The following is a 21,432-nucleotide window of genomic DNA, read 5'->3' as shown; positions in this document are numbered from 1 at the left end:
GTCTCGCTGGTTAGGCCGGTTGCCCGGCTAGATTGGTGGCGGTGTCCTGCAGAACCACATCGCCAGCCTGATTGAGCATCAACCCTTCGTAGGGCTGCTCCACCGCAAACACGAGGTTCCCGGCGGCGTCTTTGTAAAACGTCCCCTGTTCGTCAGAGCTCAGCGCGCCAGCATTACCCGGGGTATCCCCAAAGGGATGAAGTGCTACGCCAATCTGTGTTGCTGCATGCGACAAGCCGACCCCAAACATCATCTGTGCCGCAGTCTGGGTATTGATGGTGTCAAAGGTGATTTTGAAGCGGAAGTCACGCCTATAAAGGCTCTGCATCTGCGCGCTGTCCACGTCATTGCTGCCAGCAAAAGTCAGCAGTGCATTCTGGCCGTCGAGCGTAGCAAGCCACGATTGGGCAGATAGCGCCGCGTCCAGAGCGCTTCCTAAATTATCACGAGCGTTGCCATTGCTGGACCAGAGGGAGACCAGAAATAACTGCTCCTGTCGCCGGGTTGTTCGTGTGATCTGGCCATACCCAGCCGTTGCTGTCTTAATGAGCGTAGCGTTCGGGACAATCACCGTGGTCCCATACGTATATGCACCATCAATCAGGCCAGCCAATGACTGTGCGATCAGTTCAGACGTGTCGTCAGACTGGGCTGCATACGACACACACATGTTGGCTGGGAGCAGGCCAGACCCGTCAGGGGTAATCCGCAGCCCCACAAGCCCACTTGGCGCCACTCCGTCTGAAACACTGACCGTTGCCTGATTGCCGGTCGCCTCCAAGCCGACAGAGCACGCACTGACTGCGCCCTCTCGCCATGGCCATCCCAGAGGCTCGGCAAGCTGCCGGTACGCGGAGCCATATGACGTGACCGTTACATAATCGACGCCTGACCTTAGGCCGCACGGTCCGGTATAGTCGGCATTGGTGATCCACCCGCGCCTGACAATGGTTCGGCGCCCTGTCAGCGGTGATGTCCCGGCACCGATACCAGACGGATAGAGGATCTGCGCAATGCTGTAAGCCAAGGCCCGCGAGATAGTGCCAATGTCTGCCATCAGATTTGATTAACCGACACAATAAGGCGGCTCCCATATTGCGAAACCTCAGCAGCATCCACCGTGTAAGACACGCCTAAATCATCTTCGATCTGCATGTAGGCCTTTGGCACGAAGCCGGGGATGATAGGGCACAGCACATCGAATTGGGCCTGACCAAGCGCGCCAGGCAGCCCGGTATCCATCTTGGAGCCTACGCCCCGACGCAAGATGCTGGCCGGCCATCCCGAAGCCTCAACCGTGACAGCACCGCTGTCATCTGTTTGGCCGCCGTATCCGTCCTGATAACCTGCCAGAGAGCAGGTTCCAGCTGATCCGTCTCCCGTTATGCCCGATCCGCTTTGAGCGGTGGCGGAAAAGCTGATTATGCGATCTGTCAGGATGCAAATGACAGGCCGATATGGTTCAAACCGCGCCACAAAATACGTGCCCATAGGCGCAGCCAGAATATCACCGGCAAGCACATCTGTTGTGTCCAGCAGGCCGTAAACCGTCGGCTTTCCCCACAGCGGGGGCTTTTGGAACGTGAACGCCGCATCAGACGCAAAATCCGCCATCAGCGTTGCGTGCGCCGTTGTCATTGGGGCGGTTCGGGCCGCCGGGCGGTATTGCGTGGTCAGCGCGCCGAGCCTTTGTGCGGCCTTGGCGTAGCCTTTGGCGACTTTGGTCTGTAGGCGCGCCTGATCCATTATTTCCGCTTTGCCTGCCTCTGATTGAGGGCAACCACATCCCGGTCAATAGCTCGAGCCTGCGGGGTCTTTTTGAAATCACGCATCGTCATGCCGGTCAGGCTGGGCATAAACCGGTCTTCTGTCTTGTCCTGCTTGGATCGCAGGTACGCGTCCATGCTGGTTGGACGTGCTGCAGATTTAGCCATCACTCGCATCCTCCTGATCGTGTTCAGCTGCCAGCTTTTCTGCGTCCTCTTCCGGATGCACGTTTGCGGCAGCCAGCGCGATAGCCACGGAGCCGGACGGCTCAGCAGGCACGCCGCACGGCGCACAATAGGCGGCCTCACCCTCGCGCAGTGGATACCGGCCAGCGCGCGGCGCAACATTGCCGTGCCGATCAGCGGCAAACCCAATCTCGCACGGGACACCGGTCACACGGATGGCGCGGGCATTATCCCACGGCGCAGGTTTACCAGTTTCAACGGTGCGTATCTCGACCACAAAACCGTTCTCAATACGCGCCCACGTCTGGGGCGGAATTCTTGCGATGCTCATTTGTCCTCAGATCACAATGCGGCTGTCTGTGCGCAGGCCGGGGCCGGGCGGGACGCCAAGAAACTGACAGAGTTGCCGACGCCACCGGTTAAACAGGCCCATCCGGTCCTGCACCTCGTTTTTGTTGTGGGTCCAAACGGCAGCCTTGTCTGTGTCCAGGTTGTCGCTGGCTGTCAGGATGGCCGTTTCCAGCGCGGCAATATCTTTGACGTATTGCCGCACCTGAGCGACTTCTGCGTCCGCAAGGTTTCTCAGCCGCCACTCGTTAAAGCCATAGACTTTGAAAAACCGCCATGACTGCTGGCTGCTGTTGATCCCACCCATCGCCGGAAACCCCATAAAACGCCGAACCGTGACCAGCTCGTCATCTGTCAGGGGATCGGTTGCATCTGCCATTACACAGGCTCCAGCGGCGCTCCGTGGGAGCGCAAAAGGGCAATTTCCGCAGGGTTGCGTACAACCTCGCCCGCCACCCACTCAAACCGTCCACGGTTATATTCCGTCTCGATAAATCCAAACGGATACGCCAGCCTCACGGCCTGCACAGGCGCGGCATCACTCTCGGCCTGCACAGGTGGGGCGGCCTGTTCAGCCGCCCCCCTGCGCGCGCGCCTCATCAGGCGGCAGCACCAAGCGAGGTTGCGCCCAAGCTCTCGATCACTACCCCGCGCTTGAGGTAGCTGTTGGTCGCTGTGGGAATGACCGTCGTGTTGGCGGTCAGGTCGGTTGGCAGAGCAAACCCGCCAATCCATGACCAGGACTGCGCAATAATCTGGCCCAGACGATCCAGCGGCGGGCGCGTGACCATCAGAACGTCGTCAATATGCTCAACCTCGCCCGGCAGGTTGGTATATGCCTGCGCCATGTTGGCGTAATCACCCTCAATCAGCGCGCCAGAGCCACAGATGATGGCGCGGTGGATCTGCCCCTGCCCCAGAGACGCCTGCTGCGGCGCTTCCGTGGTCGGGATGAACCGGATGCCCAGCAGCTCAAAAACCTGACCGGTGCGGTATTCATCCGAGCCATACTGGCCGCGATACAGCAGTTTAAAGTCCGGATCGCGGAACAGCCCCAGAAGCTGGGAGTTGTCCAGGAAGCAGTTGTAGCAACCGTCAATCGTCGGGACATTGTTGTTACGCAGGGCAGCAACGGCGCCCAACATCGTATCGATTGTCAGGTAGTCGCCTGTCACAACCGTGCCGTTGGCGTCCTTGGAGCCAGACGCCAACAGCCCGGCGGTCGTGGCGCGGCCATTCGGGCGCAGAACCAGTGGGGCGGTTGCGGCCACAACGGCGGCATTTTCCGTGGCGTTCGCAGCGGCGACATTGCCAGAGAACGTCAGCGTGCCGGAAATACCGCCCGGTGCCTTGCTGGTGTTGGCTGCATCGGCAGACACGCCGGTGAGCGTGTAAGAGCCTGCGCCGACGGTAACTGTCATACCGGAAGACGCGGAGACCGGCACAACCTGCCCTTCGGCAGTCATGAGGCGCTGGAAACCGCGAATGTCGTCAACCTGCACGGTGGTCCCATCAGCGCCCAGCGCCGTGGTCACGCGGGTGTTGCCGCCCAGATATCCGCCAACGCCGCCAATAGCACCCCCAAACAGAGCGTTACGGGCCAGACGGTCAAGGGACTGGCGGGCATTGATGCCCAGTACCTGCGCATTCTGCACAAACTGGTTGGCAATACCTACGCCCTCAGTGACCTGGTTGAGGTCCATAGTGTTGCCATACTGTGCAATTTCGAGGGTGTACTGTTCAACTGACCAGTCGCCCGGCGTCAGGCCGTTATCGAAATTGGTGTTGCTGGCCGGGTTCAGCGGCGTTTCGACGGGGGCCAGCAGGCCGCGCCGGGTGTCGGTGATCGTCTGACCGATGCGGGCGGGGAACTCCATGCGGTCGGCGATGGAGCGGAAGCCTAACTTGGATTCAAGGCTGGCTTCAAAAGCACGAGCCAGAAACCCGTTCTGAATGACGGGCTGGAGTGCTGCGGGAAAATCGTCAATCGCCATTTTTTATCTCACTATTTGCGGATTATTACACAGCGCCCGCAGCATCAGCCGCCGAGCGGGACCACATCAGCGGTCGATCAGGAGGTCAGGAATTTCGGGTTGATCCCGAGTTCGCGGGCTTTTGCCGCAGTCTCTTCGGGTGTGGCCTTACGAGCATCAAACGGAACCGGCTTACCCGGATTGGGTGCGTTCGGCGCGGCGGTCGTACCGGTCGCGGTGCCGGGCTTGGCCGGAACCGTAAACAGATACCCGCGCGCCTCTTTGGCGGCGGCCATCACATCATCCAGCCCTTCAATCTGCCCATCCTCGCCCATTTTGACGGCTGACAGGTCGAGCAGCTTGACGACATCTTCGGGAGCAACTGCACCCAACCGTGTTGCAGCAGCTTTGGCCTCAGCGCGGATAACGGCTGCGTCAGCCTGCGTTTTTGACTGCTCCAGAGCGGATTTTGCTTCGCTCTGCGCAGTCTCGGTCTCCTTCTGCGCCTCGGCCAGCTTGGCTTCAAAATCACCCTTCTGCTGGGCGAGTTGCCCTTTGAAACCATCGCGGGCCTTGATGGCTGCGTCACGCTCGGAGCGGATCGCGTCACCATCTTCACGCGCACGCTTCAGTTCCTCTCGGACGGAAACCAGATCGGCCCTTGCCCGCTGGAGTTCACGCACGGTGTTGGGATCAATGCCGGCATCAGCCGGATTGGAATTTTCTGCCATTTGCTCTCGCAATTTTATGGATATTGACCGGCATCAGCCGGGTGCGTCAGGCTGTAACCTGATGCGTTTGTGTGCGCCCCGCAGCAGCCGCAGAGCGGTCGCCTTTCGCAAGGTCAGCGTCTCTTTTGCGGGCTGCCTGAAGGTTTGCGTTTGCAAGATCCTCCTGCACGCGCGCCCATTCCGTTGCCGGATCTGCGCCGCCAATTTTGCTGGCGAACAGGCTGCATGCCGTCTCGTTGGACAGGATGCCCGCATGCACGGCAGTCACGAGGCCCTGCGCCAACTGGAGCAGTTCTCCATCGGTCGGCGGAAAATACGGGGGCCACTCAAGAGCTAAGCCAGACGCATCCAGCACGACGCTTTCGCCGCCAACCTTGATCCCGCCGTCCAGCGCAATCGAAAAATCGCAGATCATGCGATAGAGCGACAGCAACGCGCCCTCGCCGTAGCAAAGCCGCAGACGGTCTGCCAGCCACACCAGAGACTGACACATCATCTCCATTGCCCGGCCCGACTGGCCGGAAGAGATTTTGTCGGAGTGCGCCCGGTTGCCGTGCAGCTGCTCCAGCACGATCGCCCGCAATTCTCGCCACTGCTCAAGCACGGAACTGGCAGCGTTGCCGTTAATCTCCAGCATTTTGGCGTCACCGTCAGGCGGGACGACAATGGCATTCGCTGCCCCACCTTGTGAGGCTGGTGCTTCTTCTCCCCCCGCTGGATCGCCACCGCCCGCCTTAAGAACCAGCTTGGGATCAGAGCAGTATTTCAGCCCGCGTCCAGATTGCGAGAGCAGATAATCCCCCTCAATCACGGTCGAGATTGCCCGCTCAAACGTGCATTCGCCGTCTGGCACCCGAGCGGGCGGTGCGAGGTTACGGACCCACACAATCGGCACAAACCCGAGGCCATGCGGTGCTGGCGTCAGATCGGCGGCCACGGACGGGCGATGCTCGGTGTCAGACACGAGCCACGGCGCATAGACGCGGCACTCTGTCGTCGTCCACTCCCGCCGGTACCAATAGGATACATTGCGGTTTTCAGGAGGCGAGGATATGCCCATTGCCTCCACATCCGCACCGGTAATCTGGTATTGCTGCGTGACGCTCTCCAGCTGACCAGAGGCAGACCAGACCGGCGTCAGGTAGGCGCTCTCCAGCGTGCTAATCTGGATCTCATTATCAACGGCCTCGACCAGAAGAGCAACAGAGCCGACGGAACCTTTGATCGCAGCTTCCATCATAACGGACGGAATATGCGCGTGCGACGTGATCGAAGTCAGGCCAGTTGATGTGCCCTCATTTTCCGCCTTGATCGTCGGCCAATGGCTCTCACCAAACAGCAGCGCAGCAGCATCCTCAACAACCACCCGGCAGAGATTTGTCTGCACGGATGGGCGGCGCTGGCTGAGGGGAATGTAATTACCAGCCACATACTCTGTGCTGAACCCATACTGAATGCCGTCATACTGCCGACCGTCACGAACAGCAGCCAGCCGCAGCAGCTCTTTCGCGCGCTCCGGCAAACTATCCGTAACCAGGATGGTTTTTTTGAGTTCCTGCCAGTCCATCAGCGACCTAGGTTAAATGTTGTGCGGACCATGCGGGCGGGCTGAGGCGGATATTTTAAGCCATAAAGCAGGTATCCGGTCGCATCCACTATGTGGTCGTAACCGCTGCGTTTGTCGGGCTCATTGGTCCCGTCTCGATAGGTCTGGCGCTCATACGCTTCAATCGACTTTGCGCATTTCGGATCGACAAAAGCGGTAATTGCCCCATCCGCTGCGCAGAACTGAGCATTCGTCACATTCAGCCTGTCCCGCACAAGCGGGTGAGATGATGCAGCAACAACCGCGAACCCCTTGGCGTGCAGAATGCTAATGTCCGTGCGTCCTTGGGCAGATGTTTTACGCTGCGCACCCGCTGGGTCAGGGTAGATGGTAATATGAGCAACAGAGCCTCCACGCTGGTAGCGCCGGGCTATTTCATCCGCCATTTCATCCGTGTTTGACGTCGGCATAATGATTTCATCCACCTGCCCTATTGTTCCATGATCGCCCGCCTGCCAGATCGTGGCCGACATGGGATTGATGTTAAAATCCATTCCCACAAGCACGGGCTTTTTCGGATCGAATGACCATGGTTTGACGTTTGAGGCCCGGCTGAACGCATACAAGACTCGACCCGCATACGTCTCAAATGACGCCTCGTATTCCTGCCGAAACTGACGGAGATCCATGTCGCGCATGGCGGCCTGAATTTCGTCCGGCGGAATATTTCCGCCCGCCAGAGACGTGTAAAGGCAAGACCACCAGCCATTTTCATGCTGGGAGCCCGGTTGGCCCCGCAGATACTCGTCGCGGAAATGGTTAAACCCCTTCGGGGTGCCGATGAAGAGCGCATGGCCACCAGCCGTTGAAAGCATTGGCCGGATTGTCTCCGTCCAAGCCTCCAGCTTCACATCTGCCCACTCGTCACCGACAAAGAAATACAGACCCGAGCCGCGTAATGCGTCGTAGTTATCAAGGCCAACAATCCGAATGACATGCCCCGATTTCAGGGTCATGCTGCATTCTGTCTCGTTTGGCCTCTTAGCAAGCCACCTTTCGGGGATTGCCCGCTTCAGACGGTTCCAGAAATTTTTCTTTGCCTGCTTAAATGTCGGACTGCCAAACCAGATTTCATTTTCTGGGTGAACGTCATTTTTGACAGCCATCCGAACTGCGCGGCGAATTTCTTCCTGCGCCAAAAATGTCTTGCCAAACCGACGCCCACAAACCGCGGTACGGAATCTGCTCTCAGGCTTCCAGCCGTGTTCATAGATATTCCACTGAGGGTTTGTGAGTTTTGCTCGCTCACCCTTCCTCAGCACTTTCGCCACGGTCTATCCGCTCCGGGTCTTGGTCGTTTGCCATGTCATCAATCGCATCGTCATCTTTCGGCTCAGGCCTGTCCAAACCAAGATGCCTCGCCAAAGCGGTTAGCGCGGCAATTTTGCTGTGAGATTTGACCTTAATCGTGCGGTCGCCGCTTTCCGTAATTGATTCGCTGATTTCAGAAATGGCGCGGCGCGCGTCTTCGGGGACTTCTGATGTATCAGCCACAGTGACCAATCCATTCACGATGGAGACAACGTCTGTCACGTCCGAAAATCCGATCCGAGCAAATTCGCGCAGAACATTTTCTTTGGTGATTGCGTAGCGCTCCACGATGCGGTCCGTTCGTTTTTTGGCTTTGCGTCTGGCTTCATTAATTACCGGGGTTATTCGGGGGTTCGCAAGAAGTCGCCTCGCTTCTCGGTCTGCGTTCTTGTAACTCGCGGTTTTGCTATATGCCGCGCGATAAGCTTCAACCCCATTTTCACCATTCGACAGGTATTCTTCGGCGAACCGCCTCTGTTTTGGCGTAAGGTTCGCCATGCCATTTTTACCGGGCTACCGATCTCCCAAAAAAGCACTCCCCGCCTTGCCTCTTAACGATTAAGAGCACACGGTTTACCCACCTCATGCTGCGAAAAACCACTGGGACAGCATGGTTAGGGAGAACGGGGATTTTGCATCCGTGCCAGATGCCGAAAGGCGCGCTCCCCAAACTCAATTCAACTCAACAGGCCGCCACTTTTCTTCAAGCGCCCGAATGTCACGCTCTTTGTTGACCATCCGATCAACGCGATCCATGCAGGCCGCCGTCACCTCGCCAACAATCCGCAAATCATGGTTCCGAACCGTATGCGGCCAACACCGAATACGCAGCGAAGTCGTCAGTCCACCCATCAGGCAATCCAACCAATCAAGCGGCAAATCTGCCCGATGCCACAAATCATCCGGCTGGATAATTTTGCAGACGAAAACCTTCCCACCCCTCAGTCCAACACACACAGCACGATAGCGCGCAAACTGCACGACGTGGCCGCGTTGGAGAGACATCAGGATTTCCGGATAAAGAAAAAGCCGCTCTATGGCGGCTTAAGCGTAAGTATGCGATTTTGAGTAATCTTGGATTTTATGTTGCATATAGTCAAGGGCAATTTTCTTGCGTTGAGGAAATGTCGAACGTGGAGGCGCATCAACCTGTGCTTTTTGGGCTGCCGGGTATGCGTTGACTAGCTTTTTGAGAACGATCTCAGCTTGCTTCTCACATCGCGCTATCTGCTGGGTTCGGCACAATTCCGGCCACAAACTCGCCCCCAACTCTGACATCGAAAACTCACGCACAAGCAAGAAAATCAGCCAGCGATGCTCGTTTTCCGTCAGCATGGACCGCACAAGAGAAATGCGTTCTCCGGCCTTTCCGCGTGCGATGGCAAATGTATGCACATCGCCCTTCACATAGCCTTCCGGGAGCTCTGCATCGATCTCCAGAATGCCAGACTGGGAAAAAACATAATCATGATACCAGCGGTTCGCGATGGTCACGACTGAACCGTCAATGCGGCCAGAACGCTCAAGAGTAGCCAGGATGCACCGTTTGCGGCGAACTGTCTTTTTCCCTTCGGCGACAGTGTCGTAATCAGGCTTTGCGGCCCGCTCTGGCGTCGGCCCCATATCCTGAGCCTGCCGGATTTCGTGGCGCGGACGCTTGATAGTTTTTTTCATATCACCGCCTTTTAGCGACCCTCACGATGATAATCAGCGTTTCCATCATGAGGTATAAGATGAGCGCCACCCAAAAAGGGTGAGTATAAGCCACATCAGCCCAACTATGGTGAATTCCAGCGCATGTTTGCATGGCATGATGGAATCACACATCCCGCAAAAAGTACAGGATTTTTTGTACTCGCTGGTGTGTTCTGGTGGTTTTATTTCGGCCCGTTAAGCTAGTCCGCCTTGAGGTCAAGAATTTCCTCATCCAGCAGACCCAGCCCGGATCGTGGACGGGGCTTCCACCAACCAACCGCAAAGCCGGCATTCCTTCCGGCACATGCAGCCCCATCGGCCAGTCATCCCACGCAAGACAGTCATTCACCTTCGCCAGCCGGCCAACCTGCACGACATGTCGCCGCCCATCGTCATCGCGCACAACGGCGACAACACCCAGGGCAGTTTCACAGATCTCCACGATTTCGCCGAGGACAGCCTCAGCCGTGCCCCGGCCACACTGGACGCGGTCTCCGATATTCAGCCGCTGCACTCGGTTTTCTCCCCATTAGTTCCAACTTTCTCAAACATACCCCAAAAATCCCCTACAAAGCCCGCTGATGATTTCCGGCACCCACGTATGCCGAGAGTGGTTTCATTGCGCTGTGTGGTGCGCTGTGTCCGTTTTCACCACGGTTCACTGCCTGCCCCCTCGGCCATATCGCGGAACCATGTTCCCGGCCCGTCAAAGAGCATCTGGATGGTAGCCGTTTCGCCCTGACGGTTTTTGTCGATGATCCACTGGGCTTTCCCATGCACGGCGTCCTTGTGTTTTTCCCACTGGTCCACGCGACCCATCCATGCCTCTGCGCTCTCTGTGGGTTTCTGCTTCGGCGGCCCCTCTTGGTCGAGGTAGTATTCCTCCCGGTAGAGCAGCATGATCACGGATGCGTCCTGCTCCAGATTGCCGCTGTCCCGCAGGTCAGATTTGGAGGGCCGCTTATCGTCGCGTTTCTCTACCTCACGGTTGAGCTGCTGCAGCGCGATGACGGGCACACCCAGCGTTTTGGCTAGCGCCAGAAGGTCCGCGCTGATTTCCGAAACCTCGGCATATTTGCCCTGCCGCCGGGCCTGCTGCGTCCCGCGCATGAGCGCCAGATAATCCACCACGATCATGGACAACCCCTCTTTGGAGCGAGCCATGCGCCGCGCGATCCCATACAGCTTCGCAACCGTGATGGCGGGAGTGTCGTCTATCACCAGCGGGATTTCCTGCGACTGCCGTGCCGCCACGACCATGCGGTCAAACTGCTCCTGCCGTAGCGGCGTGCTAGCCGAGAAGCTTCCATCTTCGAGCTGCCGCCCACGGTTCTTCCCGGACCGGATGCAAATCACGGGGATCTTGGTTTTTGAGGCAATGATGCGCTGAGAGATCGCTTCGGCGCTCACCTCGCCCGACCAGTAAAGCACCCGCTTCCCGGTTTTCTTGGCGGACCGCACCGCGATACCGACCCCCGCCGCTGTTTTGCCCATAGCTGGCCGCCCGGCAATGATCGTCAGCGTTCCCGGCTCAAAGCCGCCCGTGATGTTGTCCAGCCCCTCATAGCCAGACGACACGCCAACAATCCCGTCTCGCTTGGATGCTTCTTCCGACGCCGCCAGAACGCGTTGGATGGCGTCAGAGAGCGACGACTGCCTCACGTCCTGCCGTCCATGCGCCAGCGTCAGCAGACCATTCTCGACATAATCCACGACCTCGTCAGGGGAGTTCCCATCTGGGGTCACGATCATGTCCCGCATGTCTGCTGATAGCTGGAGCAGTTCCCGTTGGACCCATGCTTGCCGAATGGCGGTAGCATCCCCCTTGACCGTCGGGAGGCCGACAAACGAGTTCATCAGCAGCGGCACGACAACCGCGAAGCCGCCAATTCCCGCCAGCTTGTCCGATCCGTCAATCAGGGGCTTGAGCGTCACTGGATTGGCTACGCTGCCGCTCTGGATCAGACCCTGAATTTGCTCGTAAATCCAGCTGTAGACCGGGCTGTAGAAGTGCCGCGGCTCCAGAAAATCACACACAGCCTCGTAGGCCCGGTTGTTGGTTAGGATGGCCCCGAGGATGGATTGCTCCGCCGCCAGATTGCGAGGCATGTCCGCCTGCACCTCAGCAGCATCGAAAAGCCCGTTCATGCCGCATGCCTTCCGCGCCATTCCGCCTCAAACTGCTCATACGGCTTGCGCTTTTCCCGGTGGTTCGAGCACCAGACCACATGATCCCGGTAGGCGTCCTGAATGGCTCGGGCATCGACTGGCAGCTCTGGGCTCGCCGAAGCCGTGCATCCGGTGGCAATCGCCTCCCGAACGGGCTTGTCGAACCATGCCGGGGCTTTTCCACGGCCACTCCCGCGCTCACAGCGACGCTTGACGGTTTCGAGGATCACTTCCCGCGCCGAAGTCAGGGAATACCCAATCGCCCGAGCGTCTGCCAGCCATTGGCGAACGATGCCAGTGGGGGCCATCGCGTTGGCGGGGTTGTGTCCGGAAACGGCCAACACGTCATTCCCGATTTTCATCCAGTTTGCTGACACCCAATCGTCGTCGCGCGGCGCAGTGCACTGTGTAGGTTCTTGACGGTTACTTACGGTTTGTCGGTACGTGGTACCGGTCAGACCGGTACGAGATACCGGTTGGGCGGTATGAGGTACCGGGTAACCGGTATGACGTACCGCGGTATCTGGTACCGGTTGGGTGGTATCTGATACCGGTTGACCGGTACGAGATACCGGTATCTCATTCCGCGTTTCAATGCTGAGCTGGTACGTTTTTGACCGCGTGCCGCTGGTTACGCGGGTGATGAACCCACCCTGCTCAAGCTGTTTCAGAGCATTCCGAACGGCCTTGTCGCATGCGCCTGTCATGTCACAAATTGTGCGCGCAGACGGCCACGCCACCCCCTCGTCATTGGCACGCTCTGCCAGAGCCACCAGCACGAATTTCTGGCAAAGAGGAAGCTGCACCGCATAAGCCCAGTCTCTGGCTCTGGCACTCATTCAAGTCCCTCCAATTGGAGGGCACCGTGCATAGCGTTCATGGTGCAGGCGATTTCACCGCGTAGCGTGTAAACGTCGATCCCGCTCTGAATGAGGTGAAAAAACAGGCGCATCATATCTTGCCTTGCCCAGTCAAAGGCTTCCTGTTTTGTCTTCACGTCAATGCTAATTGACGGTATAGCTGGCTCAGCCATTGTCTTGCTACTCCAAGATTGTGGTCAGAAAGCCGCCCGGTGTTAGCGCACCGGCGGCTTTCGTCGTTTTAGCAGATGCGCGCAGGGTTGGGTACTCTGTGCGGTGCGGAAATTTGGTGATTCTCACGGCAAAATCTCCGTAATCGTCACCACTGTTTTGCCCTCACGGGGGCGGCATTTCACTGCCCGAATGTCGAACGTCGCATAGGCCGGTCCATCATCAACGATGAAACCAAGCCCGCGCTTGTTCCTGACACGCTGACGGGCTCCAGGTTTGCGCACATTCAGAGCCCGAGGTGTGGTGAGGCTGTCGATCAGAAACTTAGCGCCACCAACCAGCCCGTCTTTATCTGGCGTCCCGCTGGAATGACGCTCGATGGTGACATGCGCCTTTGCAAACGGCTCAGCCAGTCGGCTGCCAACGGTAGCCAAAGCAACCGCACGGGAGGCCTTCCGCCGCATATTTGTGAGCGCAAAGCGGCTTTGCCCGATACTGTGATTGAGCAGCGGATAGGCTTCCGGGATCTCAAACCGAACGGTCCTCACGCAAACCTCCCGGCTGCATCACGGCCTTTGCCACGCTTGAGAGCATCCAGTTTCAAACGCAGAGCGCGGTTCTCTTCCCGCAAGCTGATGTTCTCTTTGTTGCGGCGAGCCACCGCATCCAGAAACCGGGCGTTTTCAGCCCGCAGTTCCGTGTTTTCGCGGCGCAGTTTTGCGTCGGGAGATAGGAGGGTTTTCAGCATGGATCACATCCCCAATGCTTTGCGGTAGATATCAAGCAGGGTTTCCTGCTCTTCGAGTTCGCCCGGCTCCTGCTTGCGCATGCGGATGATCTGGCGGATCGTTTTCACGTCAAACCCGGCTGATTTAGCCTCTGTGAAAATATCCTTGATATCTCCGCCGAGAGCCTTCCGCTCCTCTTCCAGCCTTTCAACGCGCTCAATAATTGACCGCAGCCGGTCAGCCGCAATGCCGCCTACTGCTGCGTCGTCGTCGCCGGTGAGCTGGTTGTGGTCATGGGGATGAAGATCAGACATTGCAGCTCTCCGCGTTAAATTTTGATGATGTGCGTTTTTTGCGATAGGTCGAATTGGCGCATGAGATGCAGGATTGCGCGCCGCCTTTGCGCAGAACTGAGAGGCGGACATCAGAGACAAACCCGCATCCACATCGCACCTGTGCATAAATGCCCGTGCCCGTGCGTTTGACTTCAGACGGCCCGATAATTTCTCTTCCGGGAAGCGCAGCCGCCTTCCGTATAGCTTTGCTCCGACGCTCAGCCATGGCGCATACATTGCAATTATTGGCCTGCCCCCTCCTTAAGAGGAAACCAAATACTTCAGACAGGGCGCCGCAATCACAACGCACTTTCCATCGGGCTTTGCCGTGACGTGATGGTGCAGCCGCATATACGGTTCGGCTGCCAAACCTCTGCCCGCGCAGGTCTTTAATGGCACTCATCAGATTTCATCCATCAGATAATATTCGGCAGGAGGCCGGACCACTTTGATTCCGGCTGCATTAAGCACGCGGTCTGAAAACGGCTTCTCGCCGTTGGTCATTTCGTTGAGCTGCTGGCGCTTCATCCCGATTGACCGGGCCGCGGCTGCCTCAGACTGGAAAGTGTCAAGCCAGCGCCTGACAAATCCCAATCTCTCGCCATCGGTAAGGCTGTTGCGGCGGGTCATTTCGTTGGCCCGCTAAAATCAACATTGTTTTCCGGGCGTGCGACGAGAATTATAGCGCGCAGTTGACGTTCACGTCCTTGCAGGGCAGATCGGAGCTTTCGATTTTCCTGCTCCAGCCGTGACAAAGCTTCACGCTCACTGCGCATTGACTGCCATACGTTTTGCTGCAGGAAAGCAAAGCCAATCAGGCCCACTCGGATTTCAAAGGACCCGTCGCCCCGGTCAAATCCGAAGCCACGCCATTTCAGAGTTTGGATTGCTGTAGGCATTTCCTTGTTTCTTCGACCATCTGGCCGACCCTCTGCTCCAACTCCGGGCAGTCCGCCATCAGGACGATTAAGTCCTGCATGCGTGGCGCATTCGTGCCGTAGAGCCAATTTTTGAAAGCCTTCACCGACCAGCCGCGTGCGCGTGACACCCGTTTGGCGGCATTACGAAGATCCCCGTAACGCTGCTGCATTGCCGTGCTCACGGCCTCTGCGCAGATTTCGCTCGAGGGAATTGGGGTGACATTTCGGGAAACATTTTCCCGAGAAAGTTCCATCATCATTGTCCATTCTCCGTTTTGCGAGAACGAGAGAGCGGAGAAACTATGAAGAAGGAGACTTGTTTTGGAACGGTGGAATACGGGGGAGAATATGTCTCCAGCCCGTATTCCCCAATCGATACCGCTGACACAGCACCCGGCCAATTACCCATTGCAACGCCATACCTGGCCCATGCGCTCGTACGCACGGCCAAGCTCTGGTCTTTCCTGCACGCAAGCGCGCCCTTGGCCGCGAGACGGTATCTCGTCGGCAGGGTCGCGGATGCGCTTGGGGTTGAGGTTACGGGTGGCATTTGGTGAGAGGCTACTTCGCTGCGCCGCTGTGCCGGGCGATGGCGATTGCCTTGTCCAGCCTGATAATATCGGCCCACGGGGCACATGGATGCGCTTTGAGGCGGGCACACTCTTTGTCAATGAGCGCGCCGGGCCATGCGACAGTTGTCCGTGTCGTGATGTTTTCTGGCGCTTTTTTCTTAGCGACAAAAGTAGACAATATCGCAGCTACGTTTTTACGGTGTGCTTTCGGAACTCTGGTCCACTGTCGGACCGCCTCCCTTGAAACTCCAATAATACGAGCGATTTCAGCAGCCGCACCATATGTTTCCGCAATCCGCGCTTTCAGATCGTCGCTCACGCTATCTTGCCCTCACATAAATAACATCCTGACCACCCGGCGCGCCGTATTGCAGCCACACGTCCGGGTCGATGCCGGCACACCGCTCCAGATAGGCCGGGGCGCGAGGCTGAGTGCCGAACGCAACCCATTCGCTTTCTCCGCACGGGCGGGCGTAGGCGAGCTTGAAACCGGCTGGCGGATTGGCGGATTTTTTGGCGAGGGTCATAGCATCGCCCCTCGTGCGTTTGATCGGCATGTGGCGCACATGCGTAAGTATGGGCTTTCGACTGCTATCTTTGCGTTGCAGCAGAGGCAGTGGCGATGGAAGCGTTCAACCTTGCGCGTGCTGTTATGCGCCTGACTTCCCAACTCAGCTGCCGCAGTCACGTAGCTTCGGGCTGTATGAGGATTTACGCCCAGCTTCTGGGCGATCTTCGGGAAGCTCAGGCCTTCCTTGCGCAGATCAGCCGCAAGCGTAATACGGGCATTCCGCGCGATACGATGCGGCGCATTAGCTGTTTGGGAACCCTGATAGCTCACGACCGCACCTCCTGCTGGGATTGGGTGCGTTTCAGGATTTTGGCGACCGCATCCCCAAATCCCTTCGCGTGGCGCTCCGGAACCTTTTTCCACTGGCTGACCGCCGCCTGCGAGACCCCGCAAGCCTCAGCGATTGCCTTGCCTCCCCCTCGGCGGGACAGGACTTCATTCAAAAGTGTTTCCCTCATGAAAATATCCTTAAGCGGCTTAAGGATCATTTGCAAGCAAATTAAGGATGCCTCCCGAAAAATGGACTGCAACAATCCAGCATGAGCAAAAATCCTCCTAAGCGCATTGAAGATAGAGACCCCAAGAAGGTTGCCTTTGGCGTTCGTGTAAGAACGAAAAGAGAACAAAGGGGCTTCACACAAGCCGAGCTTGGGCGCATGATTGGCCTATCGGAAAACTCCGTCGTCCAATACGAAACGGGCCGTGCTGTTCCGAAAAGCGCCAATTTCCAACGTTTAGCGGAGGCTTTGGGGGTGTCATCTCGATATCTTCTTACGGGGGACGCACCCGATGAAATTACAAAAGCTCAAACCGAGCCGGAATTAAAAGCCCTCGAGATTTTGCGAGGCGTCCCGGCCACCCAGCAGGGCGCTGTTATTGATGCTCTGCGGGCCATAGCCGGGGCCATCGCTCCTAAAAAATAAAAAATCTTAAGGCGCTTAAAGTTTTCTCTTGCATCATTTTCCTTAAGGCGCTTAAGGTAGGCCCATCACAACGCAACAGGCGGATGGGCAATGACACAGACGGTCGAGCGGCAGGCTCCCTCTCTCCGAGAAGAAATTGAAGACGGCATCGTGGTCGTCGCATATGTGGCGGCTGAAATCTGGTGGACGGTTTATGACAGCGAGATCTGTCGAGGCCTGTTCTGCGCTGTGCTTCTGATTGGCGCGGCTGCAGGCGTATTCACAGACACCGGGTCTCTGGTAACTGGCGACCTGATCGCTGCCCTTCTCTGTACAGTAAATGCCTTTGCGGACCTCTTCGGCCTGCCCCGGATTGATGTTGGGGGGATGGTTTGATGGATGGCGACCAGAAGTTTTGGTTGGGGTTGTGGGCAATTGTGGCGACAACAATTGTCTCAATAGTTCTCATGATCTGCATCGCTGCAACGTACGGTAGCGCAAAGCAATGGAAGACTTTGCAGGAAATGGTCAGAAACGGCGCAAGTCCTATGGCCGCAGCATGCGCAATCGAAGGAAAAAATGGCAGCGATAATCAATACCCCATCGCTTGCTCAAAATACCCCTAACACCCCCGCGTCACCCGGTTTGCGGACCGGGCTTCGTGGCCGTGTTACCGGCATAATGTTCTCCAATCAGGAGTTTTTGAAATGTCTGAAACGCTAGAGCGTCCATTCATGACGGTGCGCCTCGAACCCAATCCAAATATCGATCCCATGCCTGTTCCGTATTGCGCTGCAATGGAGCGTCATGCGAGGGCTGATGAGGCTGAGTTGGTGAAATTCAGCGACATGCTCAAGGAGTGCCATAAGTTTGGCATGAAGCTCATGAGCGACTTGTATTTTGCCAAAGAGTTCGATGGCCTGCCAGAGAGCGTGCAGGCTTTGGCAAATGCCATTGCGGACACTGACAAGTCCGACATCCCCTATCTTTGGGATTTCATGTCGTGAGCGACCCCATCCTAACCGCAGTCAATCGTGTCTATGCCAAGTATCTCCATCAGGAAATCAGCGGCGTGAACCAGTGCATGAAGTCAATTCGTGCGCCGGGCGCGAACACAGACGGGCAGGCTCTGGAATTGATCGGCGTTCTGGAAAATATGGAACGGCGGGCGAAGCATGCACGGGATTTGCTGCGGGCAGAGTTGTCCAACCGGATGCAGGCAGATGGCGTCGTGTGCCTGGAGTCAGCCAACTGGAAAGCTACCGTGATGCGTCCAGCGCCAACAGCGCACATCACGGACGAAAAGGCTCTCAAGGCTGCCAGACCTGAGTTGTGGAAACCGCAGCCAGACAAGCTGGACCGAACAGAATTGAACAAACAGGTGCGCAACGGGCCGGTGCCCGGCGCAGCCCTCACGAATGGTGGTGCCCCCGCATTGCGGGTGAGTGCCCGGAAGGATGTTTGAAATGAGCAATGCTCTCGAAGTGCGCCAAGAGCAGGAACGCGAACTGATCCATGTTTTGAGGGATAGTCTTTATCCCGGCGCGACGGATGACAGCATCCGTATGGTAATTGGATATTGCCGGGCAGCATCGCTCGATGTGATGAAAAAGCCTGTGCATATTGTGCCCATGTGGGACAACAAGGCGCGGTCAATGCGTGATGTTGTCATGCCGGGGATTGCTCTTTACCGCATAGAGGCATCCCGCACAGGCGACTACATCGGCAAAAGCGAGCCAGAATTTGGCCCCTTGCAGAACGCCGAACTTGGCGGTGTGCGTGTTCGTTTCCCTGAGTGGTGTCGGATTACCGTTCGCCGCTTGGTTCATGGTCGGGAATGTGAGTTTACGGCCAAGGAATACTGGATCGAGAACTATGCCACAGCCAAGAAGGACACCGACGCACCCAACGCAATGTGGAAGAAGCGCGCCTTTGGTCAGTTGGCAAAGTGTGCTGAGGCTCAGGCGCTACGCATGGCCTTCCCCGAGCAGACTGGCGGCACAAATACAGACGATGAAATGGACGGAAAGTTTCTTGGCCCTGTTGTGGACGTTACGCCTCAACAGCCGCGTGTTGAACAGACCAGACCGCCAGTTGACCACATCGCGCTTTTCCGTGACCGCCTCACAAAATGCGATGACCTGCGCAGCGTCGATGGGGAATGGGGCCGCTGGCAGACAACCATCAAACGCGCCGAAGAGGCCGACCGCGCAATCAGTGAAGAGGTGCAGTCTGCCGTGCAGGACATGATTGCAGAACGCCGCGCCGAACTGGAAGCAACTGCCGCGCAGACACCCGTTGAGGAGCTTGTGGACGCATGATCACCAAAGAAAACGCCAAGAAGTATGACAACGCTCTTGCAGACGTCCTGTGCTGGCTGAATGGGCTTGAGGACGCGGCAACATTAATGGACCGGCGCATCAATGGTATGCCGTCTACCGACACTCTCAAGCGCCTGCGCGATGAGCTTGGTGCCATTGCTTATGACGGGGAAACGGCATGACCCAAAAAACCAAACTAAAAATCATCGGCGAGTATCGCGAGGACCATCCGGGGCCGTTTTGTACGCGGGATGGGAGGCCGGTTCGGTTGCTGACAAAAACTGATGGGCACCCAAACTTCCCCATTGTTGGCTTCAATGGGGCAGAAAAAACCCCGACTACTTGGTGTGCAAACGGACGCTTTATTGGCAATTCCCGCAAGGATGGCTGGAACCTCATGTGCGTCCGCGAAGTCCTGCCGGGAGAAGGCGCATGAGCGACAAATCCCAGACCCCCACAGGCGTTTTCGTGCGGTTGCCGTTGAGTGAGGATAGGGCACATGTATTCCTGAAAGAAAGCAGTCACACATGGGACGAGTACAATGGGGCGTCCGACGCTCTTGCTTGTGAAGCTGGCCTTATTGCCATCGGCACTCCTGTTGCGGGCGGTGAGTTTTATCCAGTTGGCTACATCGCTGAAGAAGCAATCGGCGGCCTTGCAGCCGGCATCTACCAGTCGGCATCTATCTTCCGCGATGAGGATAAAGAGCACCACGATATTGTTGCGCTAGTGCGATTGGAATACGCCCAATCTGCCCTTGCCGCTGCGCAGGCGGAGATTGTGCGGTTGCGCGCAGAGAATGAGCGCGAGGATAAGGCGCATACTCAAACAATCACTGAGCGCGATACTGCCGAAGAAATTATTGCAGAGATGTACCAGGCAGTTATGGGCGAGCCGCCAGAATGGCGCAGCAGTTTTGGATTTCGCGATGCTATTGATGACATTGTGGATTATGTGCGTGCCCTGCGCGAGCACCCTTTCCAAAAATTCCCTCAAATCCACTTAAACAACATCGCAACACTTACTGAGAGGGCGCGAAAAAACATCTCTATTGCTCACGGCGGCCGAAAAATGGCCCGTACTATTTCTCCTATTTTGGATGAAATTGATGCGGAAATCACATCCCTGAAAGGCCCGGAAGCATGAGCGAGGAATATATTTGGTCCTGCGATGATAAAGATTCACGCGGTAATTGCTGCAATCCCCACGGTTGTCATTGTCGTGAAATCACAGAGTTGGTCAGAGTCCGCGACCAACTCTTAGAGAAGCTCGAAAAACGGAACACCCGCGCAGGAGAGATGGCGTGAGCAGTAATTTTGAAAAATGGCTTTCTGATCTCAGTGCCATCTTTGCCGAAGAATGGGATGCCCCTGATTACGTTGACAGCACCGGTCATGAAGCTTGGGTTGGCTACTGGGAAGATGGTTATACCCCGCGTGAAGCCTTCAATGATGAGGCGTCCTATGCCTGATAATGCAACCACCAACTGGCCCAACCCCGAGCGGCCCGGTGTGCCGATGTTTCCTGAGCGGGATGGGTGGCATTGGCTGTCAAATAGGCCGAATGACGACCCGTTCCCTGCAGAATGGAGCCATGAAGATTACTGCAATGCAGAAACTGAATGGTCCTGGGATATGGGGGAAGAGCGGGAAGATGCTTACGAAATGAAGGGGCTTTACTATCACGGCCCCTGCCTCACCCCCACCCAGATCAGCGAGATGCTGGCGGGGGAGCGGGAGAGGTGCGCCACGGCATGCGATAAACTTGCAGATGATTTCTTGCCCTGTCACCCATCAGAATATGCGCGGGAAATCCGCAACCTAGGAGCCGCGTCATGAGGGCGAGAGAGGAGCAGATTGCAGATTTGGCAAACCTGTTCGGAGAAGAAGGCACATTTTCATTTGTGGACGATCTGGACGCTGCAACTAAACACATCCTCGAAGCCGAACGCCGCGCAGAAGAGCGCGTGAGGGCGGAGATTGCGCGGGATATCGAGAAAGCCTGCGAATCTGTGATGGGAATAGAAACGCCCATGATGCGAGGTGATAATCTAGCAGTAACACTGTGCAGTTACTTCGAGGATATGGAGGGAGAGGCCGATGACAACGGTTGGCACCCAAGGGCTATTGAAGGCCATGACCAAGTTCAGCGAGCTATCGAGACGCATTTTCTCAAAGCCATCGACGCAGCGCGGGAGGTGGGGTGATGCTGACAGCAATAGCGCCATACATTCTGGTTCTCTGGGCATATTCGCACGGGATGAAAAC

At 57.0% G+C, this 21,432-nt stretch carries 37 protein-coding genes and 1 pseudogene; 11 read left to right on the top strand and 27 right to left on the bottom strand.

Annotated elements, in window-relative coordinates; translation table 11 throughout:
- Window positions 1–10 precede the first annotated feature (10 nt).
- From HK23_RS04870 to HK23_RS04735, 27 genes and pseudogenes are all read right to left on the bottom strand, one after another.
- On the bottom strand, window positions 11–1,057 hold the full coding sequence (locus HK23_RS04870; protein ID WP_086653102.1) for a hypothetical protein: 1,047 nt from the start codon (window positions 1,055–1,057) through the stop codon (window positions 11–13).
- Entirely contained in the window at window positions 1,057–1,746 is a 690-nt protein-coding gene (locus HK23_RS04865; RefSeq protein WP_086653101.1) for a hypothetical protein, read from the bottom strand. The genes HK23_RS04870 and HK23_RS04865 overlap by 1 nt, the downstream gene beginning before the upstream one ends.
- Window positions 1,746–1,934: a hypothetical protein gene (locus HK23_RS04860; protein ID WP_086653100.1), complete on the bottom strand. Its 189-nt coding sequence runs from the start codon at window positions 1,932–1,934 to the stop codon at window positions 1,746–1,748. Before HK23_RS04860 ends, HK23_RS04865 begins: the two co-directional genes overlap by 1 nt.
- Complete coding sequence (locus HK23_RS04855; RefSeq protein ID WP_086653099.1) at window positions 1,927–2,283, bottom strand: hypothetical protein; 357 nt, start codon at window positions 2,281–2,283, stop codon at window positions 1,927–1,929. Before HK23_RS04855 ends, HK23_RS04860 begins: the two co-directional genes overlap by 8 nt.
- A gap of 6 nt (window positions 2,284–2,289) precedes the next feature.
- A complete protein-coding gene (locus HK23_RS04850) occupies window positions 2,290–2,679 on the bottom strand; it encodes a hypothetical protein (protein ID WP_086653098.1) in 390 nt (129 codons plus the stop codon).
- Window positions 2,679–2,900: a hypothetical protein gene (locus HK23_RS04845; protein ID WP_086653097.1), complete on the bottom strand. Its 222-nt coding sequence runs from the start codon at window positions 2,898–2,900 to the stop codon at window positions 2,679–2,681. The genes HK23_RS04850 and HK23_RS04845 overlap by 1 nt, the downstream gene beginning before the upstream one ends.
- Window positions 2,900–4,294, bottom strand: a complete 1,395-nt coding sequence (locus tag HK23_RS04840) for a major capsid protein (RefSeq protein WP_086653096.1) — start codon at window positions 4,292–4,294, stop codon at window positions 2,900–2,902. The genes HK23_RS04845 and HK23_RS04840 overlap by 1 nt, the downstream gene beginning before the upstream one ends.
- A 77-nt stretch (window positions 4,295–4,371) precedes the next feature.
- Window positions 4,372–5,004: a phage scaffolding protein gene (locus HK23_RS04835; RefSeq protein WP_086653095.1), complete on the bottom strand. Its 633-nt coding sequence runs from the start codon at window positions 5,002–5,004 to the stop codon at window positions 4,372–4,374.
- A gap of 46 nt (window positions 5,005–5,050) precedes the next feature.
- Window positions 5,051–6,571: a phage portal protein gene (locus HK23_RS04830; protein ID WP_086653094.1), complete on the bottom strand. Its 1,521-nt coding sequence runs from the start codon at window positions 6,569–6,571 to the stop codon at window positions 5,051–5,053.
- Complete coding sequence (locus HK23_RS04825) at window positions 6,571–7,881, bottom strand: phage terminase large subunit family protein (protein WP_086653093.1); 1,311 nt, start codon at window positions 7,879–7,881, stop codon at window positions 6,571–6,573. Before HK23_RS04825 ends, HK23_RS04830 begins: the two co-directional genes overlap by 1 nt.
- Window positions 7,856–8,419, bottom strand: a complete 564-nt coding sequence (locus HK23_RS04820; RefSeq protein WP_062143434.1) for a terminase small subunit — start codon at window positions 8,417–8,419, stop codon at window positions 7,856–7,858. The genes HK23_RS04825 and HK23_RS04820 overlap by 26 nt, the downstream gene beginning before the upstream one ends.
- A 174-nt stretch (window positions 8,420–8,593) precedes the next feature.
- Complete coding sequence (locus tag HK23_RS04815; protein ID WP_086653092.1) at window positions 8,594–8,926, bottom strand: hypothetical protein; 333 nt, start codon at window positions 8,924–8,926, stop codon at window positions 8,594–8,596.
- Between the two features lie 39 nt (window positions 8,927–8,965).
- Complete coding sequence (locus tag HK23_RS04810) at window positions 8,966–9,595, bottom strand: hypothetical protein (RefSeq protein ID WP_086653091.1); 630 nt, start codon at window positions 9,593–9,595, stop codon at window positions 8,966–8,968.
- 669 nt (window positions 9,596–10,264) lie between these two features.
- Window positions 10,265–11,764, bottom strand: coding sequence for a replicative DNA helicase (locus HK23_RS04800; protein ID WP_179193800.1), 1,500 nt, complete (start codon window positions 11,762–11,764; stop codon window positions 10,265–10,267).
- Entirely contained in the window at window positions 11,761–12,147 is a 387-nt protein-coding gene (locus HK23_RS14730) for a hypothetical protein (RefSeq protein ID WP_256940077.1), read from the bottom strand. The genes HK23_RS04800 and HK23_RS14730 overlap by 4 nt, the downstream gene beginning before the upstream one ends.
- A 291-nt stretch (window positions 12,148–12,438) precedes the next feature.
- Window positions 12,439–12,624: pseudogene (locus tag HK23_RS14880) on the bottom strand (helix-turn-helix domain-containing protein); the annotation flags it as partial.
- Entirely contained in the window at window positions 12,621–12,818 is a 198-nt protein-coding gene (locus HK23_RS04790) for a hypothetical protein (RefSeq protein ID WP_062141792.1), read from the bottom strand. The pseudogene HK23_RS14880 and the gene HK23_RS04790, both read right to left, overlap by 4 nt.
- A gap of 123 nt (window positions 12,819–12,941) precedes the next feature.
- Entirely contained in the window at window positions 12,942–13,364 is a 423-nt protein-coding gene (locus HK23_RS04785; protein WP_086653087.1) for a hypothetical protein, read from the bottom strand.
- Complete coding sequence (locus HK23_RS04780; RefSeq protein WP_086653086.1) at window positions 13,361–13,564, bottom strand: hypothetical protein; 204 nt, start codon at window positions 13,562–13,564, stop codon at window positions 13,361–13,363. Before HK23_RS04780 ends, HK23_RS04785 begins: the two co-directional genes overlap by 4 nt.
- A gap of 3 nt (window positions 13,565–13,567) precedes the next feature.
- Entirely contained in the window at window positions 13,568–13,858 is a 291-nt protein-coding gene (locus tag HK23_RS04775) for a DUF2312 domain-containing protein (RefSeq protein ID WP_086653085.1), read from the bottom strand.
- A gap of 423 nt (window positions 13,859–14,281) precedes the next feature.
- Window positions 14,282–14,509, bottom strand: a complete 228-nt coding sequence (locus tag HK23_RS04765) for a hypothetical protein (RefSeq protein ID WP_086653083.1) — start codon at window positions 14,507–14,509, stop codon at window positions 14,282–14,284.
- Entirely contained in the window at window positions 14,506–14,778 is a 273-nt protein-coding gene (locus HK23_RS04760; RefSeq protein WP_179193799.1) for a hypothetical protein, read from the bottom strand. Before HK23_RS04760 ends, HK23_RS04765 begins: the two co-directional genes overlap by 4 nt.
- Window positions 14,754–15,059 (bottom strand): hypothetical protein, encoded by a 306-nt coding sequence (locus HK23_RS04755; RefSeq protein ID WP_086653082.1) that lies wholly within the window; start codon window positions 15,057–15,059, stop codon window positions 14,754–14,756. Before HK23_RS04755 ends, HK23_RS04760 begins: the two co-directional genes overlap by 25 nt.
- Before the next feature lie 301 nt (window positions 15,060–15,360).
- Window positions 15,361–15,690, bottom strand: coding sequence for a hypothetical protein (locus HK23_RS04745; protein WP_086653080.1), 330 nt, complete (start codon window positions 15,688–15,690; stop codon window positions 15,361–15,363).
- A gap of 1 nt (window position 15,691) precedes the next feature.
- Window positions 15,692–15,898: a hypothetical protein gene (locus HK23_RS04740; protein ID WP_086653079.1), complete on the bottom strand. Its 207-nt coding sequence runs from the start codon at window positions 15,896–15,898 to the stop codon at window positions 15,692–15,694.
- On the bottom strand, window positions 15,895–16,212 hold the full coding sequence (locus HK23_RS14220; protein WP_143217485.1) for a hypothetical protein: 318 nt from the start codon (window positions 16,210–16,212) through the stop codon (window positions 15,895–15,897). The genes HK23_RS04740 and HK23_RS14220 overlap by 4 nt, the downstream gene beginning before the upstream one ends.
- A complete protein-coding gene (locus HK23_RS04735; RefSeq protein ID WP_143217484.1) occupies window positions 16,209–16,400 on the bottom strand; it encodes a Cro/CI family transcriptional regulator in 192 nt (63 codons plus the stop codon). Before HK23_RS04735 ends, HK23_RS14220 begins: the two co-directional genes overlap by 4 nt.
- A gap of 81 nt (window positions 16,401–16,481) precedes the next feature.
- Between HK23_RS04735 and HK23_RS04730 the strand changes: the two genes are divergently transcribed.
- From HK23_RS04730 to HK23_RS04685, 11 genes are all read left to right on the top strand, one after another.
- On the top strand, window positions 16,482–16,865 hold the full coding sequence (locus HK23_RS04730) for a helix-turn-helix domain-containing protein (RefSeq protein WP_086653077.1): 384 nt from the start codon (window positions 16,482–16,484) through the stop codon (window positions 16,863–16,865).
- A 90-nt stretch (window positions 16,866–16,955) separates the two neighbouring features.
- Window positions 16,956–17,240, top strand: a complete 285-nt coding sequence (locus tag HK23_RS04725) for a hypothetical protein (RefSeq protein ID WP_086653076.1) — start codon at window positions 16,956–16,958, stop codon at window positions 17,238–17,240.
- A 311-nt stretch (window positions 17,241–17,551) separates the two neighbouring features.
- A complete protein-coding gene (locus HK23_RS04715) occupies window positions 17,552–17,851 on the top strand; it encodes a hypothetical protein (protein ID WP_086653074.1) in 300 nt (99 codons plus the stop codon).
- Entirely contained in the window at window positions 17,848–18,309 is a 462-nt protein-coding gene (locus HK23_RS04710) for a hypothetical protein (protein WP_143217483.1), read from the top strand. The genes HK23_RS04715 and HK23_RS04710 overlap by 4 nt, the downstream gene beginning before the upstream one ends.
- Before the next feature lies 1 nt (window position 18,310).
- The gene (gene bet, locus HK23_RS04705) at window positions 18,311–19,165 is read left to right on the top strand and encodes a phage recombination protein Bet (RefSeq protein ID WP_086653072.1); all 855 of its coding nucleotides are present in this window, start codon (window positions 18,311–18,313) and stop codon (window positions 19,163–19,165) included.
- Window positions 19,162–19,347, top strand: a complete 186-nt coding sequence (locus tag HK23_RS04700) for a hypothetical protein (RefSeq protein ID WP_086653071.1) — start codon at window positions 19,162–19,164, stop codon at window positions 19,345–19,347. Before bet ends, HK23_RS04700 begins: the two co-directional genes overlap by 4 nt.
- A complete protein-coding gene (locus tag HK23_RS14215; RefSeq protein WP_143217482.1) occupies window positions 19,344–19,601 on the top strand; it encodes a hypothetical protein in 258 nt (85 codons plus the stop codon). Before HK23_RS04700 ends, HK23_RS14215 begins: the two co-directional genes overlap by 4 nt.
- A complete protein-coding gene (locus tag HK23_RS04695) occupies window positions 19,598–20,311 on the top strand; it encodes a hypothetical protein (RefSeq protein ID WP_086653070.1) in 714 nt (237 codons plus the stop codon). Before HK23_RS14215 ends, HK23_RS04695 begins: the two co-directional genes overlap by 4 nt.
- A 157-nt stretch (window positions 20,312–20,468) precedes the next feature.
- Window positions 20,469–20,636, top strand: coding sequence for a hypothetical protein (locus tag HK23_RS14495; protein ID WP_179193798.1), 168 nt, complete (start codon window positions 20,469–20,471; stop codon window positions 20,634–20,636).
- On the top strand, window positions 20,629–21,003 hold the full coding sequence (locus tag HK23_RS04690) for a hypothetical protein (RefSeq protein ID WP_086653069.1): 375 nt from the start codon (window positions 20,629–20,631) through the stop codon (window positions 21,001–21,003). Before HK23_RS14495 ends, HK23_RS04690 begins: the two co-directional genes overlap by 8 nt.
- On the top strand, window positions 21,000–21,371 hold the full coding sequence (locus HK23_RS04685) for a hypothetical protein (protein WP_086653068.1): 372 nt from the start codon (window positions 21,000–21,002) through the stop codon (window positions 21,369–21,371). The genes HK23_RS04690 and HK23_RS04685 overlap by 4 nt, the downstream gene beginning before the upstream one ends.
- Window positions 21,372–21,432: the final 61 nt, after the last annotated feature.

Origin of the sequence: Acetobacter malorum, from assembly GCF_002153605.1 — a bacterium.
Taxonomy (GTDB): Bacteria; Pseudomonadota; Alphaproteobacteria; order Acetobacterales; family Acetobacteraceae; genus Acetobacter; species Acetobacter malorum_A.
This window is presented reverse-complemented; position numbering and strand designations above follow the sequence as displayed.

What these genes read in the sequence shown, in the direction of transcription:
- HK23_RS04845 (WP_086653097.1), bottom strand. Translation starts at nt 2,900, where the DNA reads ATGAGGCGCGCGCGCAGGGGGGCGGCTGAACAGGCCGCCCCACCTGTG.
- HK23_RS04730 (WP_086653077.1), top strand. Translation starts at nt 16,482, where the DNA reads ATGAGCAAAAATCCTCCTAAGCGCATTGAAGATAGAGACCCCAAGAAG.
- HK23_RS04700 (WP_086653071.1), top strand. Translation starts at nt 19,162, where the DNA reads ATGATCACCAAAGAAAACGCCAAGAAGTATGACAACGCTCTTGCAGAC.
- HK23_RS04685 (WP_086653068.1), top strand. Translation starts at nt 21,000, where the DNA reads ATGAGGGCGAGAGAGGAGCAGATTGCAGATTTGGCAAACCTGTTCGGA.
- HK23_RS04780 (WP_086653086.1), bottom strand. Translation starts at nt 13,564, where the DNA reads ATGCTGAAAACCCTCCTATCTCCCGACGCAAAACTGCGCCGCGAAAAC.
- HK23_RS04810 (WP_086653091.1), bottom strand. Translation starts at nt 9,595, where the DNA reads ATGAAAAAAACTATCAAGCGTCCGCGCCACGAAATCCGGCAGGCTCAG.
- HK23_RS14730 (WP_256940077.1), bottom strand. Translation starts at nt 12,147, where the DNA reads ATGAAAATCGGGAATGACGTGTTGGCCGTTTCCGGACACAACCCCGCC.
- HK23_RS14215 (WP_143217482.1), top strand. Translation starts at nt 19,344, where the DNA reads ATGACCCAAAAAACCAAACTAAAAATCATCGGCGAGTATCGCGAGGAC.
- HK23_RS04690 (WP_086653069.1), top strand. Translation starts at nt 20,629, where the DNA reads ATGCCTGATAATGCAACCACCAACTGGCCCAACCCCGAGCGGCCCGGT.
- bet (WP_086653072.1), top strand. Translation starts at nt 18,311, where the DNA reads ATGAGCAATGCTCTCGAAGTGCGCCAAGAGCAGGAACGCGAACTGATC.
- HK23_RS04870 (WP_086653102.1), bottom strand. Translation starts at nt 1,057, where the DNA reads ATGGCAGACATTGGCACTATCTCGCGGGCCTTGGCTTACAGCATTGCG.
- HK23_RS04740 (WP_086653079.1), bottom strand. Translation starts at nt 15,898, where the DNA reads ATGACCCTCGCCAAAAAATCCGCCAATCCGCCAGCCGGTTTCAAGCTC.
- HK23_RS04850 (WP_086653098.1), bottom strand. Translation starts at nt 2,679, where the DNA reads ATGGCAGATGCAACCGATCCCCTGACAGATGACGAGCTGGTCACGGTT.
- HK23_RS04815 (WP_086653092.1), bottom strand. Translation starts at nt 8,926, where the DNA reads ATGTCTCTCCAACGCGGCCACGTCGTGCAGTTTGCGCGCTATCGTGCT.
- HK23_RS04835 (WP_086653095.1), bottom strand. Translation starts at nt 5,004, where the DNA reads ATGGCAGAAAATTCCAATCCGGCTGATGCCGGCATTGATCCCAACACC.
- HK23_RS04860 (WP_086653100.1), bottom strand. Translation starts at nt 1,934, where the DNA reads ATGGCTAAATCTGCAGCACGTCCAACCAGCATGGACGCGTACCTGCGA.
- HK23_RS04755 (WP_086653082.1), bottom strand. Translation starts at nt 15,059, where the DNA reads ATGATGATGGAACTTTCTCGGGAAAATGTTTCCCGAAATGTCACCCCA.
- HK23_RS04765 (WP_086653083.1), bottom strand. Translation starts at nt 14,509, where the DNA reads ATGACCCGCCGCAACAGCCTTACCGATGGCGAGAGATTGGGATTTGTC.
- HK23_RS04790 (WP_062141792.1), bottom strand. Translation starts at nt 12,818, where the DNA reads ATGGCTGAGCCAGCTATACCGTCAATTAGCATTGACGTGAAGACAAAA.
- HK23_RS04800 (WP_179193800.1), bottom strand. Translation starts at nt 11,764, where the DNA reads ATGAACGGGCTTTTCGATGCTGCTGAGGTGCAGGCGGACATGCCTCGC.
- HK23_RS04735 (WP_143217484.1), bottom strand. Translation starts at nt 16,400, where the DNA reads ATGAGGGAAACACTTTTGAATGAAGTCCTGTCCCGCCGAGGGGGAGGC.
- HK23_RS04865 (WP_086653101.1), bottom strand. Translation starts at nt 1,746, where the DNA reads ATGGATCAGGCGCGCCTACAGACCAAAGTCGCCAAAGGCTACGCCAAG.
- HK23_RS04695 (WP_086653070.1), top strand. Translation starts at nt 19,598, where the DNA reads ATGAGCGACAAATCCCAGACCCCCACAGGCGTTTTCGTGCGGTTGCCG.
- HK23_RS04830 (WP_086653094.1), bottom strand. Translation starts at nt 6,571, where the DNA reads ATGGACTGGCAGGAACTCAAAAAAACCATCCTGGTTACGGATAGTTTG.
- HK23_RS04820 (WP_062143434.1), bottom strand. Translation starts at nt 8,419, where the DNA reads ATGGCGAACCTTACGCCAAAACAGAGGCGGTTCGCCGAAGAATACCTG.
- HK23_RS04855 (WP_086653099.1), bottom strand. Translation starts at nt 2,283, where the DNA reads ATGAGCATCGCAAGAATTCCGCCCCAGACGTGGGCGCGTATTGAGAAC.
- HK23_RS04725 (WP_086653076.1), top strand. Translation starts at nt 16,956, where the DNA reads ATGACACAGACGGTCGAGCGGCAGGCTCCCTCTCTCCGAGAAGAAATT.
- HK23_RS04760 (WP_179193799.1), bottom strand. Translation starts at nt 14,778, where the DNA reads ATGCCTACAGCAATCCAAACTCTGAAATGGCGTGGCTTCGGATTTGAC.
- HK23_RS04840 (WP_086653096.1), bottom strand. Translation starts at nt 4,294, where the DNA reads ATGGCGATTGACGATTTTCCCGCAGCACTCCAGCCCGTCATTCAGAAC.
- HK23_RS04715 (WP_086653074.1), top strand. Translation starts at nt 17,552, where the DNA reads ATGTCTGAAACGCTAGAGCGTCCATTCATGACGGTGCGCCTCGAACCC.
- HK23_RS04775 (WP_086653085.1), bottom strand. Translation starts at nt 13,858, where the DNA reads ATGTCTGATCTTCATCCCCATGACCACAACCAGCTCACCGGCGACGAC.